The organism is Streptomyces sp. NPDC090077, assembly GCF_044747545.1.
GTDB lineage: Bacteria > Actinomycetota > Actinomycetes > Streptomycetales > Streptomycetaceae > Streptomyces.
This window is the reverse complement of the sequence record NZ_JBIVEG010000019.1, coordinates 80,913-99,375: the sequence shown is the minus strand read 5'-3', so window position 1 is coordinate 99,375 and position 18,463 is coordinate 80,913. Positions and strand designations below refer to the sequence as shown.

Annotated in this window: 12 protein-coding genes; 2 read left to right on the top strand and 10 right to left on the bottom strand. The window is 75.6% G+C overall.

Going from position 1 to position 18,463, the window contains the following annotated elements:
- Positions 1-82 precede the first annotated feature (82 nt).
- The 9 genes from ACIPW5_RS27300 to ACIPW5_RS27260 all read right to left on the bottom strand — a co-directional run bounded on the left by ACIPW5_RS27300 (position 83) and on the right by ACIPW5_RS27260 (position 13,146).
- On the bottom strand, positions 83-1,768 hold the full coding sequence (locus ACIPW5_RS27300) for a thiopeptide-type bacteriocin biosynthesis protein (RefSeq protein WP_401250059.1): 1,686 nt from the start codon (positions 1,766-1,768) through the stop codon (positions 83-85).
- Positions 1,769-1,830: 62 nt separating this feature from the next.
- Positions 1,831-3,765 (bottom strand): TOMM precursor leader peptide-binding protein, encoded by a 1,935-nt coding sequence (locus ACIPW5_RS27295; protein ID WP_401250056.1) that lies wholly within the window; start codon positions 3,763-3,765, stop codon positions 1,831-1,833.
- Positions 3,765-5,657 carry a hypothetical protein gene (locus ACIPW5_RS27290; RefSeq protein WP_401250053.1) on the bottom strand — a complete coding sequence of 631 codons (1,893 nt, stop codon included), beginning with the start codon at positions 5,655-5,657 and terminating at the stop codon, positions 3,765-3,767. Before ACIPW5_RS27290 ends, ACIPW5_RS27295 begins: the two co-directional genes overlap by 1 nt.
- The gene (locus ACIPW5_RS27285) at positions 5,654-6,793 is read right to left on the bottom strand and encodes a hypothetical protein (protein WP_401250051.1); all 1,140 of its coding nucleotides are present in this window, start codon (positions 6,791-6,793) and stop codon (positions 5,654-5,656) included. Before ACIPW5_RS27285 ends, ACIPW5_RS27290 begins: the two co-directional genes overlap by 4 nt.
- Positions 6,794-6,822: 29 nt before the next feature.
- On the bottom strand, positions 6,823-9,528 hold the full coding sequence (locus tag ACIPW5_RS27280; RefSeq protein ID WP_401250048.1) for a lantibiotic dehydratase: 2,706 nt from the start codon (positions 9,526-9,528) through the stop codon (positions 6,823-6,825).
- A gap of 103 nt (positions 9,529-9,631) precedes the next feature.
- Positions 9,632-9,817, bottom strand: coding sequence for a thiazolylpeptide-type bacteriocin (locus ACIPW5_RS27275; protein ID WP_401250045.1), 186 nt, complete (start codon positions 9,815-9,817; stop codon positions 9,632-9,634).
- 366 nt (positions 9,818-10,183) lie between these two features.
- Positions 10,184-10,540 carry a zinc ribbon domain-containing protein YjdM gene (locus ACIPW5_RS27270; protein WP_401250042.1) on the bottom strand — a complete coding sequence of 119 codons (357 nt, stop codon included), beginning with the start codon at positions 10,538-10,540 and terminating at the stop codon, positions 10,184-10,186.
- A 75-nt stretch (positions 10,541-10,615) separates the two neighbouring features.
- Positions 10,616-12,061, bottom strand: coding sequence for a glyceraldehyde-3-phosphate dehydrogenase (locus tag ACIPW5_RS27265; protein WP_401250039.1), 1,446 nt, complete (start codon positions 12,059-12,061; stop codon positions 10,616-10,618).
- Between the two features lie 125 nt (positions 12,062-12,186).
- A complete protein-coding gene (locus tag ACIPW5_RS27260; protein WP_401250036.1) occupies positions 12,187-13,146 on the bottom strand; it encodes a LysR family transcriptional regulator in 960 nt (319 codons plus the stop codon).
- Between the two features lie 169 nt (positions 13,147-13,315).
- Here ACIPW5_RS27260 and ACIPW5_RS27255 point away from each other — a divergent pair, with 169 nt between their 5' ends.
- Positions 13,316-16,792, top strand: a complete 3,477-nt coding sequence (locus ACIPW5_RS27255) for a M28 family peptidase (RefSeq protein WP_401250168.1) — start codon at positions 13,316-13,318, stop codon at positions 16,790-16,792.
- Positions 16,793-16,967: 175 nt separating this feature from the next.
- Complete coding sequence (locus ACIPW5_RS27250; RefSeq protein WP_401250033.1) at positions 16,968-17,423, top strand: GNAT family N-acetyltransferase; 456 nt, start codon at positions 16,968-16,970, stop codon at positions 17,421-17,423.
- A 44-nt stretch (positions 17,424-17,467) separates the two neighbouring features.
- Here ACIPW5_RS27250 and ACIPW5_RS27245 read toward each other — a convergent pair whose 3' ends face one another.
- Complete coding sequence (locus ACIPW5_RS27245) at positions 17,468-18,454, bottom strand: alpha/beta fold hydrolase (protein WP_401250030.1); 987 nt, start codon at positions 18,452-18,454, stop codon at positions 17,468-17,470.
- Between the last annotated feature and the right edge of the window lie 9 nt (positions 18,455-18,463).

Genomic DNA, 18,463 nt, shown 5'->3' with positions numbered 1-18,463 from the left:
GCGGGGGGACCTCCAGCAGGGGTCGACTGCGACCATCCGGTCGACCTGGTCTGAGCGGGAGCCGTGCGGTCACGGCAGTGCGTCAGGGGGTGCGGCGGCCCAGTGGCAGGAGGTACTGGAGCGGTTGTTCCAGGTCGTCCAGGCCGAGGAGCTCGTGCGCCAGGTCGTCGTGGAAGCCGCCGAGCGGGGTCCCGGCCAGTCCCAGCGCCGTGGCGGTCAGGAGCAGGGTCTGGGTGAGGTGGCCGGCCTCCAGGAGGGCCAGGCGCAGGGCGCGCAGGCCGTAGCGGCGGCGCAGCAGGCCGAGGTCCACGTGGACGGCCAGCACCGCGGGGGCCTCGTCGACGCCGATCCAGTGGGGGGCCGTGTCCGGCCGGGACAGGTAGGTGGAGAGCGCCTTGAGGTCCGCCACCGCCGGCGCCGGGCCGACCCGGCGCAGGGCGCGCCGCTCCGGCAGGCAGTCGTACGTGCCCGCCGGGACCCCCGCCACGTCGAACACCAGCAGCCGCACCCGGGCCGTGTACAGGGCGCCCGCGCTCGGGTAGGGGCGGTGGGACTGGGTGAAGGGCGGGCCGCCGTCCGGGTCCGGCTGCTCGCTGCGGGCGCTCTCGGCCAGGGAGTTCCACAGCAGCGAGCCCAGGGTGGCGGCGTCCAGCGGTCCTCGGAGCCGACCGCGCATCGAGGTCCGGGCTGCCAGTACGGCGGACAGCGGCACCTCGGGCAGCGGTCCGGCGGGCAGGGCCAGATCGGGCCCGGCCGCCCGGGCCCGCTCCGCCCACGCCCGCTCCGCCCCGTCCGGGAGGGGGCGCAGCTCGCTGTCCTCGCCCCGGCCGATCTGGAACTTGCTCCGCTCCAGGTAGCCGAAGTCGGCGGCGGTGTGCCCGTCCGGGAAGTAGCCGGGCGGCTCCTCGGTCTCCAGCAGGGTGCGGGCGGCCAGCCGGCACACCGCCCGCTCCTCGTCGGGGGTGATCCCGAGCCGGTTGAACAGCATGTGGAGCTGCGACCCCCACACCCAGGCCCGCAGCTCCTCCCCCGCGCCCAGGTCCCGCAGCCGTTCGTCGGCCGCGCGGACCCCGGCCGCCCACCGCAGGAGCCGGGGCTCCGCGGTGCCCGCACCGAGCCGCTCGCGCAGCTCCCCGGCCCGCCTGCGCAGGCCCTCGCGCCGGTCCGCGTAGACGGTGTTGACCCGGGTGTGCACGGACGCGCCGGGCAGCAGCGGGACTTCGGTGACCCACCGCCAGCCGGCGGCGTGCCCACGCAGCCATCGGGCGGCGGTGAGCGGGTCCGTGCCGAGCGCGTGCACCGTGGTGTGGGCCAGGTCGGCGGCGGCGGTCAGCCGGGCTCCCGGTCCGCCGGCCCCGGACAGGGCGCGCAGGGTGTCGAGGGCCGCCCGGGTGGAGGTCTCGAAGACCTCCTCCGCGACGGGCAGTGCCCGCCGGCCGCCGTAGCGCTCCATCTCCGGTTCGTACGGGACGGCGCGCACCTCGGCGTGACGGGACGGCCAGGGGCCGGGCACCTCGGGCACCGCCTTCGCCGCGCGGGCCAGTTCGCCGGGGAGCGCGGCGGCGGCAGCCGGGCTCAGGCCTCGGACCCGGACGCGTACGTGGGGTCCGCCCTCCCCGTAGCGGATGAAGAACCAGCCGGCGGCTTCCCCCGCCGCGACGAGGCCGTCGAGGAGCGGGGCCGCGCCGTGGACCAGGAACGCGTCCGTGTCCTCGGTGGCGGAGTGCAGGAAGAGGTGGTGGCTGTGCCAGGTGTCGGGGGTGGTCACGGCGTCACGTCCGGTCCTCGTTCGGTTCGGCAGGGGGCGGGGCACGGGAGCGGGCCCGGAGGTCAGGGGAAGGGGTGCGGGTGGAGGGCGAGGTCCTCGTGGCGCAGCGGCCGGTCCGTGCGGCCCAGCCGGTGGGGCACTTCCAGGAGCCGGGGCAGGCCCAGGGTGCGGCGGTTGACGTGCCCGAAGGTCATCGGCAGCGAGCCGGGCACGACGGTCTTCACGCAGTGCAGGCCGAGGCGCCGGCGCAGTCCCGGCTCGGTCTGGTCGACGGTGACCACCTCCAGTCCGGCCGCCGCCAGCCGGTCCACCGTCGCGGTGAGCAGGGCGGAGAGGTCGGCGACCGGCTCGGGCGCGCCCGGCCAGGTCTCGGCGACGGTCAGGCACGGGGTGTCGGCGAAGAGGAACTCCAGCCTCGGGGCCGCCTCGGGAAGGGCGTTGAGTCCGACGTGGTCGTCGAGGGTGACCACCAGTTCGGGGCGGTCCAGCATCGGGCGCAGCCGCTCGGGATCGCGCGGGCGGTCCGCGGCGAGCGCGCGCTGCGCGGACTCCAGCACGTTGGTGACGGCCTCGGCGACCGCGGAGCGGATCGCCGTGCGCGGGTCGTGGTGGGCGCCCGCGGCGAGGAACATCCGCGGGGCGTCCGGGTGGGAGCCCTCGTAGCGACAGACGGCGACGACCGCCGGGATCCCGAAGTCGTTCGTCGCGTCGAGCAGCAGCAGCCGGTAGCCGGCCAGCGCGGCCCGGTCGGCGAGCAGGGCCGTGTCGGTGTCCTCGGGCGGCGGCTGGACGCGGCGCAGCGGGGTGGCGGCGTACCAGGCCATCAGGAAGGCGTCGCGCTCGGCGACCTCGAACAGGCCGTAGAGCGCGGCCTCTTCGGGGCTGTTGCCGAGGCCGCAGCCGTTGGAGGACTCGTACACCACGCGCGGGCGGCCCCTGCCGGGCGGGTCCCAGTACGCCACGTGCTCGGGGACGGCGATCTCCCGGCGCCGGGTGAGGGACCAGCCCCGTACCCAGTCCAGTTCCAGGCCGGGTGTGTAGGGGACGGTCGGTGAGGCGGGGTGCCCGTGGTGGACGGGGTCGGGCAGGCCGAGGCGTTCGGGGTCCAGGGCGCGTTCGGGGCCGAGTGCGGCGAAGGGGGCCCGCAGGTCGGAGCGGCGGCCGGTGGGGCGCATCCCGGCGTACCGCTCGACGGCCTCGAAGAGGGCGGTCCGCTCGCTGTCGGGGAAGTCCCCGGCCCGGCCGTAGCCGCCGTCGTCGACGCCCCGGCCGTCGGTGACGAGGGCACTCGTCAGGCAGAACGCGGAGTCCTCCGTGCGGAACAGGCCGCGGACCGGCCCGAACCGGTCGTCGTACAGGGCCGCGCGCAGCCCGTCCGCCGTGGTGCGGGGGTTGGGGGCGCGCAGCAGGCGGGGGTCGGGCAGCGGGCGGGGCGCCGAGGGCACGGGTGCCGGCGGGGCGGCGGAGTCGGGGGGCAGCGGGTGGCAGACGGCGCAGCCGCCGATCGGGCGGATCCGGTGGCCGGACCAGGTGCCGCGTCCTTGGTGGAGCAGGTGGACGGTGCCCGTCGGCGGGTCGTGGGCGGGTGCGGGCCGGGCGTGGCCGTCCAGGAGGTCCTGCACGAGGGCACCGAGGGACTCGGCGAGCGCCGGGGAGGGTACGCCGGCCAGGGCCAGTTCCGGGCTCTGCCGGGGCACGCGTCCGCCGGCCGTGGCGAGGCGCTGGTACTCGGCGCAGCTCAGGCAGGCGGGTGCGCCGGGCGCGAGCAGCGGTCCGACCACCGCGAGCGGCCCGTCGAAGCGTACGGGGACCAGGGCCACGGGGTGGGCCAGCGCGTGCCGGCTCAGCTCCTCGGCGAGCCCCTGCGTCCAGTCGGTGAGCAGGACGGCGGCCGGTCCGGCGGTGGCCGCCAGCGCGGCTCCGGCGTCGAGGACCGGGACGGGCAGGCCGGCGAAGAGGGCCGCCACGGCCGGGGCGGTGCGGACGGCTGTGGTCATCACGGCTCCTCGGGGGTGTGCAGGACGGTGAATCCGAAGGCCCGCAGCTGCTCGGCGGGCGCGCCCCGGCCGGCCGGGGCGGCCGCCGCTCCGTCCCGGGCGGGTCCGGCCAGCCGGCTCAGGGCGTCCTGGAGGGCCTCCTCCCGCGCGGCGGTACCGGCGAGCCAGTGGCCGGTCCAGCCGTCGTCCTCCCAGCCGGCGGTGCGGGTGCCCGCCGCGGCCAGCGCGGCGACGGCTCCGCCGGAGGGCGGGGCCGTTCCCGGGTGCGGGCCGCCCGCGCGGTCGGCGGCGACGGCAGCCGCGGCGGCGAGCGCGGCGAAAGCCGCCGCGTCGCCCGGGGTGGCCTCCACGGCCTCGCCGAGCGGCGCGGCCGTCCCGGGGCGGCGGACGACGGCGTGGTACACCCCGTCGGGTCCGCCGGCCCGGACCACCTCGGTGCGGGCGGGCACCCCCAGGCGGGCCGTCAGGGTGTGCCACCAGTGCCGGAACTGCGGGTGCCCGGACCACAGCGGCTCGGCGACGGCGACGGTGGCGGCCCCTGCGGCCGGGCCGCCCGGCATCCGGGCCGCGCGGCGGGCGAAGGCTGCGCGCAGGGCCCGGCCCCGGGCGTGCCCGGGGTTCGCGCCGACGGTGTACCCCGGGCCGCCCAGCAGGTGTTCCGCCGCCCGGCAGAACGCCTCCAGGCGAGCCAGGTCCAGCCGCGGCGCCCCGGTGAGGAGACGGGCGCCGGCCGGCCCGTCCCCGGGCAGCGGGCAGGCGGCCAGCGGCACGGGCAGCTGGCGCAGCTCCGCCGGGAGCGGCTCGGGCAGCACCCCGGACCGCTCGTCGGTCAGGGCGGCCAGCCGCCGCAGGGCTTCGCCGAGCGTGGCGGCGGGGGGCAGGTCCGCCCGCCGGCCGGCGTCCAGCCGGTCGGGCCCGAGCCAGGTCCGGTAGTCGGCCCGCGGGGGCACGGCCTCGGCGAGGAGCACCGCCGGCAGTCCGGGCAGCAGCCGCTCGTCACCGCCTTCGGCCGCCGGGTCGGGGAGCCCGGCGGCCGCGCACAGCAGCCGGTGCGCGGCGGAGCCGCCGAGCAGAGGGGCGAGCGCGGGCCCGGGGGCTCCCACGCCGGGGGTGGCGGCACCGGCCCGGTCGGCCGGAGCCGGGGTGGCGACCGGGCCGGAGGCCGGGGTTCCGGCGGAGACCGGGGTGGCCGTCACGGTCGGGGCGGCAGCCGGGGGCGCGGCGGCGGGACCGGCGGCGAGCCGGGCCTCCAGGGCTGCCGCGTCGGAGCGGGCCTGGGCGGGGGTGCCGGGGGCGGTGGCGTAGCCGCCGCCGGGGAGGAGGCCGGCCGCGAGGGCGCGTACCGGGCCGGTGCCGTGCAGGCGGAGCAGCACCCTGCCGCCGGGCAGGTCCGGGTCGGCGGTGCGGGTGGCCGGTACGCCGCCGAGCTCCAGCGCCCGCCCGGCGGCGCGGGCCAGGGGCCCGTCGGGGTCACCGGCCAGTACCTCGGCCCGGGCTCCGGCGAGTGCGGCCCGGGCGTCGGCGGGCTCCCCCGCGCTCGCCGCCAGCCACCGCGCCACGGGGTCGCCGGGGCCGCCCCGGGCGTGCTCCCCGTACCCGGCCGGCCCGGCCACGAGCAGGCCGTGGGCCTCCAGCTCCCCGAGCAGGGTGCGTACGGCGGTGCGCAGCGGGGGGCCGGCCTCCGCCGCGTCCAGCAGGTCCGCGAGCCCGCCGTCGCGCAGCGGCCCCTCCAGCCACTGCCACAGGGCGGGCAGTGCCGTGCTGCCCTCCAGGGTGACGCTGCCGGTCCGGCCCCTGAGGTGGAGCCCGGCCCGCAGCGGGGTCACGGCCACGCCGGGGCGGAGCCTGCGCGTCTCCGGGGCGGTGGCCGGCGGCCGTTCGGCGGCGGTCATGCGCCGAGCTCCACGGCGGCGACGGCCGCGTCGAGTTCCGTGCGCCAGTCGGAGCCGGTCAGCGCGGGGACCGTGCGGACCACCAGGTGCGCCGCCAGGTAGCGCTCCAGCGGGCGGACGTCGCAGAGGGCGAGGAGCCGGTAGAGGGCGTTGGTGCAGGCCCGGTGGACCAGGTACTCGGGGTCGGTGAACATCGCCCCGCGCGGGTCGGCCCGGCCGAGCAGCTCGTGGAACTCGCTGTAGCGGGTGCGGGTGTCCGGGTTCCAGCGTTCGGCCGCCGCCCGGTCCCCGGTGGCGGCGGCCCGGTCCCGGTAGGCGCGCGGGCTGCCGTGCAGGTCGGCGCCGGCCTCGTACCGGGAGCGGGTCAGGGCGCGGGCGTCGGCGGAGAAGCCGGCCCAGGCCCGTTCCCAGCCGTCGGCGCCGCCGTCGGCGATCCGTCCGACGAGTGCGGTGACGGTGTCCCCGGCGCGCTCCCACTGCCGGTCGAAGGAGGCCCTGAGCCGTCCGTCGGGGTCGTCGTGGAGGAGGAAGTCCTCCAGGTGGGAGACGTAGGACCAGTGGCCGCCGGCCAGGCCGCCGGGGTGGGCGGCGGCGTGGGCGGCGAGCGCGGTCACGGCCAGGTGGAGCCGTGCCTGCGCGGTGTCGCCGCGGTCGCCGAGGAAGCCGGCGCCGGCCCGCAGCGCTTCGAGCCCGCCGCGCAGCAGGTCGTCGCGGAGGGCGGCGCCGTCGTCGCCGAGCAGGGCGCGGACGGAGGACCGGTCGGCGGGCTCGACGCGGACCGTGTTGTCGGGGACGAGCGGCCCGTAGGGCGGGGGGACGAGTTCGGCGCGCCCGGCGGCGGCGGCCTCCGCCAGCAGTTCGGCCTCGGTGCGGTCGCTGCGCGAGGGGTGCAGGCGCAGCCGGTCGCGGAGCACGGCGGCGGCGGACGCGGCGGCGGCCTCCACCGGGGCGGCCGAGCCCCGGAGGCACAGCCGCAGGTGGGGGCCGTGCAGCCAGTGCCGTTCGACGTGCGCGGCGATCCCCTGCCGGCTGCAGGACGCGGCGAGGGGCAGCAGCACCTCGCGCAGCAGCGGGGCCTTGACCGGGTGGTGGTGGTAGGCGATCACGTCGAGGGCGCGGCCGGGGGCTGCCGGCATGGTGGGTTCCTCTGCTGTCCGGGGGCGGGTCATCGGGTCCGCCCGGCCCGGTAGAGCTCCAGGACGAGTTCGACGGCGCGGGCGGGGGCGTCCTGGGCGGCGGGGGCGGGCAGTGCCTCTTCGAGGACGGCGCCGCCGCCGTGGCGGGAGAGCCATTTGGCCAGGCAGCGCAGGTGCAGGGCGTTGCCGAGGTCGACGAGCTGGGGTTTGGGGCGGCTCAGCCCGCTGAGGAAGTCCTCGGCGGGGCGCCCGGTGGGGGCGGTGGCGGCGGGGTGCAGGAAGAGCTGTTCGGGCAGGCCCAGGGCGGCGCGCCAGCGGGCCGCGGCCGCCGCCGGGACCTCGCCGTCGGCGGCGAGGTCGGCGCGCAGCCGCTCGACGGCCTCGGGCGGGAGCAGCCATCGGCGGCGGCGCAGCACCACGTGGCGGTGGCGCAGCCTGGGCGTGTGGGCGACGGGGACGCCGCCGGGCGCGGGGAGGGTGGTGCGGGGGACGAGGGGGCGGAAGTCGACGACTCCGTGGGGCTGGTCGGCGAGGTGCGCGCCGAGGCGGCGCGGCAGCAGCACCGGGGAGAGGAAGCCGGGGTAGAGCACGTCGAGGAGTTCGCCGGTGCTGCGGAGGCGGAGGCGCACCTGGTCGTCGGCCTCGTCGTGGACGAGGTCGAGGTCGGCTTCGCCGAGGGTGCTCCAGCGGCGGTCGGGGCCTATCTCGTCGGGGACGAGGAGGGGGTGGAGGTTGGCGTTGAACCCGCCGACGGGCCGGATCTGGGCGGCCCTGGCGCCGGGGCCGAGGGCGCGCCGGACCTGCCGGCCGGCCTCGGCGGCGGCGCGGGGGTCGAGGGTGTCGAGGAACCGGCTGGTGAAGCGGCCCCAGCCGCCGTAGACCTGGTTGGCGCAGAGCAGGCCGCCGCGGGGGTCGCGCTGGAGAAACCAGGCGTGGCTGAGCGGGCGGGCGAGGGCCCAGTCGGGGAGCCGGTCACCGAGGCCCTCGATGAGGTCCGGGGGCAGGACGAGCTCGGCGGCCGCGGCCGGGTCGCCGTACGGGGCTTCCCGGACGGCGGCGACGGCCTCGGCGCGCAGGGCCGCCAGCGGGCCGGTGCCGGTGGGCAGGGCGTCGGCCGGGTCGAGGGCGGAGAGCCGTCCGGCGGTCTCCCAGGCCTCGGCGACCTCGGCCCCGAACTCCCAGGGGTGCGGGCAGGTCCCACCGGGTCCGTAGCGGGCGACGAAGCGGTCGCGGACGACGCGGCGCAGGAGGTGGCCGAGGTCGAAGAGTTCCGCCAGCGGGGTGAGCTCGGCGAGGGCCTCGTGGTCGGCCGCGCCGAGGAATCCGTCGAGGTCGACCGGGTGCGGGGCGACGACGTCCTCGGAGACCGGGCTGAGCGGGGCGGACACGGCCGGGACGGGCCGGCCGGCGGCGGCCAGCGCCCGCGTCCAGCGGTCGGACAGGTCGGCCAGCAGGGCGGGGCGGCCGGCGGCGGTGGCGTCGGCGAAGCGGTCGGTCAGCCGGGCGAGCTCGTCGAGGCGCCCGGCGTGGGCGGCGTCGTCGGCGGCGGTGTCCGCCCCGGTGGCGGTGTCGAGGGATCTCAGCCAGTGCGCGAGGCGGCCCAGCGGGTCGGGGTCCTGCGGCGGGACCGGTTCGGCCGGGACCAGCAGCCCCGCGTCCGCGAGCCGGTCGAGGAAGCCGGCCGCGGCGGCCCGGCCGTCGCCGCCGGCCGCTCCGGTGAGGGCGGCGGCGAGCCGTCCGGTCAGCTCGTCGAGCGGTACGGGGTTCCGGGCCCGCTCGGTGACCAGGGCCAGCGGGCCGGTGGCGGGCAGCCCGGCCTCGTCCTCGCCGGCCACGAGGTAGCGGCCCCCGGCGAAGGCGGTCCGGTCCCGGGAGTACGCGGCCCGCCCCCCGGTGGTGCGGGCGGTGCTGGTGATGCGGTGGGGCAGGGCGGCCCTGCGGTGCGGGGCGTCCAGGAGGGCGAGGGTGAGGGCGGTGGTCAGGGCCCGGCTGGGCCGTACGACCGACCGGAGCGGGCCGTCGAACAGGGGTGCCCGCCCCCAGGAGCGGAGGGCGCGGGCCGGCTCCGGGGGGAGGGTTCCCCAGCCGACTGCGGTGAACCAGGACAGCGGGCTGGTCTTGGTGCTGGCCCGCAGGGCGTAGCGCAGGACGGCCGCCTCCTCCTTGCGGGCCCTGCGGTCCCGGGTCCCTGTGGCGGCCCGTTCCACGGCCCGCAGCAGGTCGGTGCTGGTGAGGGCGACGGCCCGGGCGAGGGCCGGCTCGCGGCAGAGGGCGGCCAGGGCGGCGCGTTCGGCGTCCAGGGCCGGTGGGGCGGCGGCCGTGAGGGCGGCGAGGAGCGCGGCGCGGCGTTCGCGCAGGGCGAGCCAGTCGGCGAGCCGGGGCAGCCGCTGCGGGAGGTCGCCGAGGCGCTCCAGCAGGGCGGGCCGGGGGTCGCGTCCGTTGTGCAGGGCGCGGCGCAGCGGGAGGACCACCTCGCGGTGGAGGGCGGCGGGGTGCCCGTCCCGGCTGTCGTGGAGGTCGTCGCAGAGCGGTGCGGCGGTCTCCAGCAGCAGGTGCTCCGTCCGGCGGAGGCGGGCGAGCAGGGTGCGGAACGCGGCGGCGTCCGGTGCCGGGGCGGGGTGGGCCAGGACGGTGGCGCGGACCAGCGCGTGGGGCGCGGACCACACCCGGTAGCCGCCGTCCCCGGCCCCGGCCGGCGTGCGGTGCGGCTGCGGCTGCGGCTGCGGCTGCGGCATGCCGGTCCCCTCTCCTGTGGGTGTGGCGACGGGCTCCCCGCCGCACGCGGGGTGCGGCGGGGAGGGGCCGTGTGGTGGGTGTGCGGGGTCGTGCGCGGGACGCTCAGCCGAAGGGGGTGTCCATGTGCGGCTTGTTGCAGGAGGAGGAGGCCTGGCAGGAGCAGGAGCCCCAGGACGCGCCGCCCTCGGGGAGCGCGACGGTGTCCGCCATGGCGGTGACGGTGAGGTCCCCGAGGTCCAGGTCGAGGTCCTCGAAGGCGAATTCGGGGGTGCGCGCGGTGTCGGACATGGGTGTCTCCCTGTGTGTGGAAGCGAAAGCCGAAGGGTGCACGGGACGGAATGGCGCGGACCGGCGGAACGGTTCGCGGACCGCCGGGGGGAATGCCGTGTTTCCCGGGTACGGGCCCGGCCGGACGTCGATGACATCCGGCCACTGGAGCGGCCGACCCGGTTCTCAGGATCACCACGGCTCTCGATGACTCACTAGAGCGGAGATCAAGCCGTATTTCCGCACCCGTACGGCACGGGCGGCAAGGGGCGGGATTTCATGGAAAAAGCCGTTCCACCGGGCATTCGGGCCCCGCCCGGACACGGCGAAGCCCCCGGCCACCAGGGGTGGACGGGGGCGGGGGAAGAGGGGGAAGCCGGCTCGGAATCAGCCCTTCCGCACCACGCTCGACTTCAGCTGCATGGCGCCGAAACCGTCGATCCGGCAGTCGATGTCGTGGCCGTCGACCCCGTCGACCAGGCGGATGCCGCGGACCTTGGTGCCCGCCTTGATGCCGGTCGGGTGGCCCTTGACCTTGAGGCCCTTCACCACGGTCACGGTGTCCCCGTCGGCCAGTACGTTGCCGACCGAGTCCTTGACCACGCGCTCCCCGGGGGCCTCCGCGTCCCCGTCGGCCGCGAGGGGCCATTCGTGCCCGCATTCGGGGCAGACGAGGAGGGCGCCCATCTCGTAGGCGTACGGGCCGGAGCATTCGGGACAGGGGGGAAGCACGTTCTCGGTCACCCGGACAGTTTATGAAACGCCGCGGTGCCCCGCCGACGGGAGTCGACGGGGCACCGGGTCATGCGATGCGCGGGATCAGACCTGCGGGACCGGGTAGGTCGGGTACTCCACCCCGGAGACGTGCTGGACGACGCGGATCACCTGGCACGAGTAGCCGAACTCGTTGTCGTACCAGAGGTAGAGGATCGCGTTGTCGCCGTCCACCTTGGTGGCGCCGGCGTCGACGATGGAGGCGTGGCGCGAGCCCACGAAGTCCATCGAGACGGCGTCGGGCGCGGTGGTGAAGTCGATCTGGCGCTTGAGCGGCGAGTGCAGCGAGACGCCGCGCAGGTACTCCAGGACCTCTTCGCGGGTGGTCTCGCGGCCCAGGCGCAGGCTCAGGATGGCGATCGAGACGTCCGGGACGGGGACGCGGATCGAGCTGCCGGTGATCGGGGCCTTGAGGTCGGGCAGCGCCTTGGCGACGGCGGAGGCGGCGCCGGTCTCGGTGATGACCATGTTGAGCGGCGCGGAGCGGCCGCGGCGGTCGGCCTTGTGGTAGTTGTCCAGCAGGTTCTGGTCGTTCGTGAACGAGTGGACGGTCTCCACGTGGCCGCGCAGCACGCCGTACTCGTCGTCCATCGCCTTCAGCGGCGGGACGATCGCGTTGGTGGTGCAGGAGGCGCAGGACAGGACGCGCTCGTCCGGCTTGATGGTGTCGTGGTTGACGCCGTGGACGATGTTCGGGACGTCGCCCTTGCCGGGGGCCGTCAGGACGACCTTGTCGATGCCCGGGCGCAGGTGCTGCGAGAGGCCCTCGCGGTCGCGCCACTTGCCCGTGTTGTCGATGAGGATGGCGTCGTTGATGCCGTACTCGGTGTAGTCGATCTCGGACGGGTCGTTCGCGTAGATCACCTTGATGGTGTTGCCGTTCGCGACGATCGTGCCCGCGGCCTCGTCCACCGTGATGGTGCCCTGGAACTGGCCGTGGATGGAGTCGCGGCGCAGCAGCGAGGCGCGCTTGACGAGGTCCTGGTCCCCACCGCCGCGCACGACGATGGCGCGCAGCCGCAGGCCGTTGCCGGAGCCGGCCTTCTCGATGAGCAGGCGGGCGACGAGGCGGCCGATGCGGCCGAAGCCGTAGAGGACGACGTCGCGTCCCTCGCGGCGCTCGATCTTGTTCTCGCCGGTGGCGCCGACGACGGCCTCGGCGGTGAAGTCCTCGACCGACAGACCGCGGTCGTCGGACTTGTAGGTGGCGGCGAGCATGCCGATGTCGATCTGGGACGGGCCCAGGTCGAGGGCGGTGAGGGCCTGGAGGAACGGCATCGTCTCGGTGACCGACAGCTCCTCGCCGTCGATCTGCCGGGCGAAGCGGTGGGCCTTGAGAATGCTCACGACCGACTTGTTCACCAGGGAGCGGCTGTGGAGCAGGATCGTTACGTCCCGTTCCCGGTGCAGCTTCCCGATGAGGGGGATCATCGACTCCGCGATCTCCTCGCGGGTCTTCCAGTTGGCGAACGAGTCCTCGTTGACAGTCACAGACGTTATCTTTCGAGCTAGGCGGCGCTCATATGCTAACCCGCCGCCGGATCGTTCCTCCAAGGGGGACCGCCTGAGCGTCGCCGGCCCCGGCCATCCGGGGCGTGAGCTGCGGCTTCCCCGGTTCAGTCGAGCGACGGACGCGCCTGCGGGTGAGCGTCCCACCACGCTCGGTGGAAGTCGTTGTTGTCCACGTTCTCCAGGTACGCGGACACGGCCGCGCGGTAGAGCCGCTCGGCCTGCTGCGCCGGGACCGCCGAGCGGTTCCAGGCGAGGCGGATGCGGCCGGTGACCGGCGTCCCGGCCAGGGGGCGCATCACCGTGCCCGCCACGGGCGGGGCCGTGGGCTGGCAGAGGGCGATCGCGCGGCCCGCGGCGATCAGGTCGTGGCGCATCTGGCGGTCGGTGATCCGGTGGCGCAGCGAGGGCGTGAAGCCGGCCTTCGCACAGGCCTCGACCAGGGCCTCGGGACCGCCGTCGTCGTCCTCCACGAGGGTCATCCACTGCTCGCCGGCCAGCTCGGCCAGGTCCAGGACCGTGCGGCCCGCCAGGCGGTGCCCCGAGGCCATCCGGATGCAGAAGGGCTCCTGCGGCACCACCGTCCGGGCGGCGACCCCCCTCGGCAGCGGGACCTCGTAGTCGTTCACCTCTCCGTACACGATCACGTCGTACTGGCCTGCCCCGAGCATCCGCACGAGCGCCGTGACGGAGTCCTCCAGGTCCACGGTGACCTCCCGCCCGGACAGGGCCTGGTCGGTCCGGGCGAGCAGCCCGTCCAGGAGCACGAGCAGGATGCAGCCGAGCCTGAGCGGGGCGTTCGCCGCCAGGGCGCGGGCCTCGGCGCCGAGGGCGTCCATCTCGCCCAGCACGCGGCGCGCCTTGGCCAGCACGAAGTGCCCTAGGGCGGTGGGCTCCACCCCGTGGCGGCCGCGGGCGAAGAGCTCGCCGCCGGTGACCGCCTCGATCCGGCGCAGCTGGGCGGAGAGCGCCGGCTGCGAGATCCCCAGCCGCCTGGCCGCCTCCCCCAGACTGCCCGCTTCCGCGATCCGGCAGACGGTGTGCAGATGTCTCAACTCCAGCTGCATCCGGGCAGCTTACGAAGCGGCGCGGCGGCGCACCATAACCCGCGCCTTATGCCCGCAGGGATGTCCCAATCTCGCCATGTCCACGCTCATACTCGGCGACGCGTACCGCCACCCACCCCCCACACACGATCGGAGTGGACTCGTGCAGCCCACCAGATGGACGGCGTCCGTGGCAGCCCTCGCGCTGACCGCGAGCCTCGCCGGCGCGCTGGCCGGCACCGCGTCGGCCGCGCAGCCGGATCCCGTACCACCCCGCCAGTCCAAGGCCGAACGGGCCGTGGCCGCCGCGGACGCGGCCGTCCGCAGCGGCCTCGACACCCTGGTCAACTCCCCCCGCCAGCAGTACGAACGACGCATGGTCACCCCCTGGGTGAAGGACCTGTACTCCGTGGCCTACGAGCGCAGCTACCGCGGCCTGCCGGTCGTCGGCGGCGACGCGGTCGTCCTCGCGGACGGCGAGGGCCGGGTCCGCGCCCTCCAGTCGGCCTCCGCCACCGAGATCGACGTGGCGACCACCCCGGACGTCGACGCGAAGGCGGCCGAGGCCTCCTCGCGGCGCGAGCTGGAGAAGGTGGACAAGGTCGAGAGCAGCCGGCTCGTCGTCCGGCTCAAGGACGACAAGCCCGTCCTGGCCTGGGAGACCGTCCTCACCGGCCGCAGCCGGACCGCCCCCAGCCGGCTGCACGTCTTCGTCGACGCCCGCACCGGGAAGGTCGTCGACCGCTACGACGACGTCGTGGCCGGCACCGGCAACAGCAAGTGGAACGGCCCCAACCCGCTGACGATCGACACCACCGCCTCCGGCGGCACGTACTCCCTGCGCGACCCGAACCGCCCGGGTCTGAGCTGCGCGGACTACAGCAGCGGAACGGTCTTCAGCAAGTCCTCGGACTCCTGGGGCACCGGCAACCCGACCTCCAAGGAGACCGGGTGCGTCGACCTGATGTTCGCGGCGCAGAAGCAGTGGGACATGCTGTCCCAGTGGCTCGGCCGCAACGGCGTCAGCGGGAACGGGCGCAGCTTCCCGGGCAAGGTCGGCCTGAGCGACCTCAACGCCTACTGGGACGGCAGTTCGGTCACCATCGGCCGCAACAGCGCCAACGAGTGGATCGCCGGCGTGGACGTGGTCGCCCACGAGTACGGGCACGCCATCGACTCCAACACCCCCGGCGGCACCAGCGGCCAGGAGGCCGGCCTGGGCGAGGCCACCGGGGACATCTTCGGCGCGCTGACCGAGGCGTACATCAACGAGCCGGCCCCGTACGACACTCCCGACTACACGGTCGGCGAGGTCATCAACCTCCAGGGCCGCGGCCCGATCCGCAACATGTACGACCCGCCGGCCGTCAACAACGACCCGGCCTGCTACAGCTCCGCGATACCCGGCACCGAGGTCCACAAGGCCGCGGGACCGCTCAACCACTGGTTCTACCTGCTGGCCGAGGGCACCAGCCCGGGCGGCGGCAAGCCCAACAGCAGCACCTGCAACCAGACCACGCTGACCGGGGTCGGCGTGCAGAACGCCGGCAAGATCTTCTACGGCGGCATGCTCCTCAAGACCAGCAGCATGTCGTACAAGAAGTACCGGACGGCCACCCTCTCCTCGGCCAAGTCCCTCGACGCCACCTGCAACCTGTTCAACCGGACCAAGGCCGCCTGGGACGCCATCAGCGTGCCCGCCCAGACCGGTGACCCCACCTGCACCCCGAGCGGGCAGAACGACTTCTCGCTCTCCCTGAACCCGGCCTCCGGCAGCGTCCAGCAGGGCGCCTCCGTCACCACCAGCGTGGCCACCAGCACCACCAGCGGCTCCGCCCAGCAGGTGACGCTCACCGCGACCGGCCTGCCGGCCGGGGTCACCGCCTCCTTCAACCCGGCCACCGTGCAGTCCGGCCAGTCCTCGACGCTGACCCTCTCCGCCTCGTCCAACGCGGCGCCGGGGGCCTCCACCGTCACCGTCAAGGGCCAGGGCGCGTCCCTCGCGCACACCGTCGACTACTCCCTCACCGTGGGCGGCACCCAGCCCGACCCGACCGCCCCCGACATCAGCGTCGCCAACGTCCAGGCGCACCTGGCCCAGCTCGGCACGATCGCCTCGCAGAACGGCGGCAACCGCCGGGCCGGCAGCGCCGGCTACACCCAGTCCCTCGCGTACGTGAAGGGCAAGCTGCAGGCCGCCGGGTACACCGTCACCGAGCAGGCCTGCACCTCCTGCACCTACCCGTCCAACAACCTGATCGCCGACTGGCCGGGCGGTCCCGCCGACAAGACCGTGATGTTCGGCGCCCACCTCGACGGGGTCTCCGCCGGACCGGGCATCAACGACAACGGCTCGGGCTCCGCCACCCTGCTGGAGAACGCCCTCGTCCTGGCCCAGAAGAACCCGACGATGACCCAGCACGTGCGGTTCGCCTGGTGGACCGACGAGGAACAGGGCCTCAACGGCTCGAAGTTCTACGTCAACCAGCTCACCAGCGCCCAGCGGGCCGCCATCAAGGGCTACTACAACTTCGACATGGTCGGCTCGACCAACGGCGGCTACTTCATCAACAACCTCAACTCGGCCACCGCCGCCCCGCTGAAGGCGTACTGGACCTCCCTGAACCTCGCCCCGGAGGAGAACACCGAGGGCCAGGGCCGCAGTGACGACTACTCCTTCCAGCAGGCCGGCATCCCCACCTCCGGCTACGCCGCCGGCGCCAGCGCCCGCAAGACCTCGGCCCAGGCCTCGAAGTGGGGCGGCACCGCGAACGCGGCGTACGACTCCTGCTACCACAGCTCCTGCGACACCCCGTCCAACATCAGCGCCACCGTCCTCGACCGCAGCGCCGACGGCGTCGCGTACGCCATCTGGAAGACGGCCGTCGGCGGCGGCACCCCCGCCTCCGACTTCTCCATCGCCACCAGCCCGGCCGCCGGCTCCGCCAACCCGGGCGGCGGTGTCACCTCCACGGTGAACACCACCACCGTCAGCGGCAGCCCGCAGACGGTCGCCCTGTCCGTCTCGGGCGCCCCCTCCGGCGTGACCGCGGCCGTCAGCCCGGCCTCGGTCCAGTCGGGCCAGTCCGCGACCCTCTCCGTCCAGGTCGCCGCGGGCACCCCGGCCGGCACCCACACCCTGACCGTCACCGGAACCGGCACCGCCACCCACAGCACCACGTACACGCTGACCATCGGCGGGGGCGGCGGCACCTGCACCCCGGCCCAGGTCGTCGCCAACGGCGGCTTCGAGAGCGGCTCCGCCCCGTGGTCCGCGACCTCCGGGGTGATCACCAACCAGGCCGGCCAGGCCCCGCACGGCGGCTCGTACAAGGCCTGGCTGAACGGCTGGGGCAGCCCCCGCACGGACAGCGCCTCGCAGTCCCTGACCCTCCCCGCCGGCTGCGCCTCCGGCCGGCTCTCCTTCTACCTGCACATCGACACCGACGAGAACGAGAACGTCGTCTACGACACCTTCACGGTCTCGGTGGGCGGCCAGACCCTGGAGACCCTGTCCAACCTGGACGCGGGCTCCGGCTACACCCTGAAGAGCTACGACGTCTCCCAGTTCGCCGGGCAGACCGTCGTCCTGCAGTTCAAGGGAGTGGAGGACCAGTCCCTCCAGACCTCCTTCGTGGTGGACGACGTCACCCTCCAGACGAGCTGACCCGCACCACCGCCCCAGGAGCCCGGCCGGCACCCCCGGCCGGGCTCCGCCACGTGCGGGACGGAACCCGCCGCCGTGTCGAAAACCGGGGCCGCCGCGGCACCTCCGTGGACAGGTGGGCGCGCGGCGGGGTTGCTACGTTGCGTCGGTCCGCCGAACACTGGAGTTGCCGCACATGTCCGACATCAAGGTCCGCGCCGTCCGGCCCGAAGACTTCGCCCAGTGGCGCGTCCTGTACCGGGGCTACGCCGACTTCTACCGGGTGGAGCAGACCGAGGAGGCCGCCGCCACCGTGTGGGCGTGGGTGAACGACCCCGCCCACGAGGTGGGCGCCCTGGTGGCCGAGGACGCCGGAGGGCGGCTGCTGGGCCTGGCGCACTACCGGCCCTTCGCCCGGCCGCTGTCGGCGACCGTCGGCTGCTTCCTGGACGACCTGTTCGTGGCCCCCGAGCACCGCGGCTCCGGGGCCGCCGACCTGCTGCTCGGGGCCCTGCGCGAGCTCGCCGCCGAGCGCGGCTGGAGCGTGGTGCGGTGGATCACCGCGGACGACAACCACCGGGCCCGGTCCAAGTACGACCAGGTGGCCACCCGCACCATGTGGGTCACCTACGACATGACCCCCGGCCGCTGACCGGACCCCTCCGGGACGGCCCGTCCGGCCGTCCCGCCCCCGCGTCACCCGGCCAGGTCCGCGACGCGTTCCAGCTCGTCGCCCCATACGGCGGCGTCACGCGGCCCGACGTGCGGGGCGGCGATCGAGCGGACGCGGAAGCGGTTGCGCGGAGTGGTCTCGTCCGCCTCCCGGATCATCAGGTCCTGGAGGGCGAGCGGGATCGAGAGGTCCTCGGTGAAGCGGAGGAAGGTGCGCGGGACGCGCCCCCAGCGGTCCGCCAGCCCGCGGGAGTCTGCGGAGCCGATCGCCGCGGACTCGTCGGGCTCCAGGGTGGCCAGCAGGGCCCGGACCTCGGCGTCCGTGCGGTCGGCGGCCAGGGCCTCCTTCATCACGGCGAAGAAGGCCGGGTCGGCCGAGCGCCAGTTGACCCGGTTGACCCCCAGCTCCGGCGGGGTCCTGAAGGGCGGGATCTTGAACAGGGAGCTGGTCGCGCCCTCGGGGGTCGTCATGAGCTCGGTCACCGAGGTGTGCCGCGTCGCGCAGAAGGCGGAGGCGTACACCAGGTGGGCGATCAGTTCCGGCACCCGGTTGGCGACCGCGTTCAGGGTCGCCCCGCCCAGGCTCTGCCCGACCAGGACCACCGGGCCGTTGCGGTGGGCCGCGCGCACGACGCCGACGACGTGCTCCGCGAAGTCGGACAGGGTGACCCTGCCGATCGGTGAGGGCTCGGTGGCCAGCCGTTCCAGGTCCTGCGGGGACTGGTAGGAGAGGGGGAAGTAGGCGCCGGGCCCGTGGCCCGGGAGGTCGACGGCGACCGTCCGGTGCCCGCGCAGGCCCAGCTCGGCCAGGACCGGGGACCAGCCGTAGGAGTTGCTCCCGGAGCCGTGGACCAGGACGAAGGTCGGCGCGCCGCGGCGGCGGCCGTCGGCGTGTGCGGCAGAGGCCCCGGCCCCCACGGCGGCGGCCGCGCCCGCGCCGGCCGCGGCGACGCGCAGGACCCCGCGGCGCGACCAGCCGCCGTCTTCCACGATGTCACTCTGTTCGCTCATACCGGCGAC